Below are 1,351 nucleotides of genomic sequence, written 5' to 3'. Positions count from 1 at the left end.
CCCCCCCCCCCCCCCCCTCACCCCCCCCCCCCCCCCCCCCCCCCCCCCCCCCCCCCCCCCCCCCCCCCCCCCCCGCGCCCATGCTCGCAGGCTTGGACGGCCCGGGACGGGGTAGGCGCCGTACACCCCGAAGATCCCGGATGGGAGGAGCCATGTCAGCCTCAGCGGGTCATCGGACCGGGCGGCACGGACGGGGGGTGTGTGACTGATGCCCACGGCGAGCGGAGAACGTTTCACCGTCGAGGCGCAGTCCCTCCCGGGGGCCACGGTTCTGGCCATGACGGGGGAACTCGACCACGACACCGCCGAGCCCCTGCGGCAGGCTCTGGACGCCACGTGGCAGGACGGCGGGCGGCTGCTCGTCGACTTGACCGGGCTGGATTTCTGTGACTCCACGGGACTGAACGTGCTGTTGCGGGGCCGACTCGCGATCCAGCAATCCGGTGGCAGCCTCGAGCTGGTCGGCTTGCACCCACCGGTCGCACGCATGTTCCACATCACGGGCGCGGACCGGCTCTTCCGGGTCCACCCCGATGTGGACGCCGCGCTGGCGGATCCCCGGCGCACGTAGCGGAGGAGCAGCCATGGACGAGGGCCGGTCGCCGGAGCTGACCCGGCGCCTCGTGCTGCACGGCGCCGCGGACGCGGTCACCCGGTGCCGTGACTTCACGCGCCGGGCCCTCACGGAATGGCCTTGGCCCCCGGGCCCCCTGGAGGAGGGCACCCCCGGGGCAGAGGTCATCGACGACGTCCTGCTCTTGGTGTCCGAAGTCGTCGCGAACGCCTGCCTGCACGCGGGCGGGCCGACCTCCCTGGTCCTGCGCTGCACGGACGAGTGGCTACGGATCGAGGTGACGGACGGGAGCCCCGCCGCACCGCAGGCCAAGCACCGGTCCGACCCGTCGCTGCCCGGAGGGCACGGGCTGCTCATCATGCAACGGCTGGGCCGCGACTGGGGCTGGAGTCCGGTGGACGGCAACGGCAAGTGCGTGTGGGTGGAGATCGACTCCCCGCCCGGCGAACTCCCGCCGGAGCCTCCCCACGACGGGCAGCCGCTCTCCCGGTGGTGCCCCCGGAACGCCCCGCGCGAGACCTAGGCCGTCTCTTTCGGATCTTGTCGGGCCCGCGACGCCTGGCGCCGCACCTGGCCGCGTTGTCGGGGCGCCCGAGTACGTCCAGTACGCGGCACGCCCCTCCGCCTTGCCATGCACGGCACCAGACGCCGCGGGCCCGGCCGACAAGATCCGAAAGAGACGACCTAGTGACCTGAGTCAGAGATTCGGTGGCAGTAGGCGGCGACTTTGTCGAGGATCTCGTCGGCTGTCTTCGTCCAGACGAAGGGCCGGGGTTG

At 72.9% G+C, this 1,351-nt stretch carries 2 protein-coding genes; both read left to right on the top strand.

From position 1 onward, the window contains the following. The first annotated feature begins 208 nt into the window (after positions 1-208). Positions 209-571, top strand: coding sequence for an STAS domain-containing protein (locus ACZ45T_RS31250; protein WP_468447224.1), 363 nt, complete (start codon positions 209-211; stop codon positions 569-571). Between the two features lie 13 nt (positions 572-584). Beyond that, the gene (locus ACZ45T_RS31245; protein ID WP_468447222.1) at positions 585-1,097 is read left to right on the top strand and encodes an ATP-binding protein; all 513 of its coding nucleotides are present in this window, start codon (positions 585-587) and stop codon (positions 1,095-1,097) included. The last annotated feature ends 254 nt before the right edge of the window (positions 1,098-1,351 follow it).

The organism is Streptomyces sp. NPDC030995 (assembly GCF_055571215.1).
Note: the sequence above shows the minus strand (reverse complement) of the source record. Positions and strands in the feature narration are given on the sequence as shown.

Excerpts from the sequence above, each read along its gene's own strand:
- ACZ45T_RS31245 (WP_468447222.1), top strand. The coding sequence starts at position 585 with ATGGACGAGGGCCGGTCGCCGGAGCTGACCCGGCGCCTCGTGCTGCAC.
- ACZ45T_RS31250 (WP_468447224.1), top strand. The coding sequence starts at position 209 with ATGCCCACGGCGAGCGGAGAACGTTTCACCGTCGAGGCGCAGTCCCTC.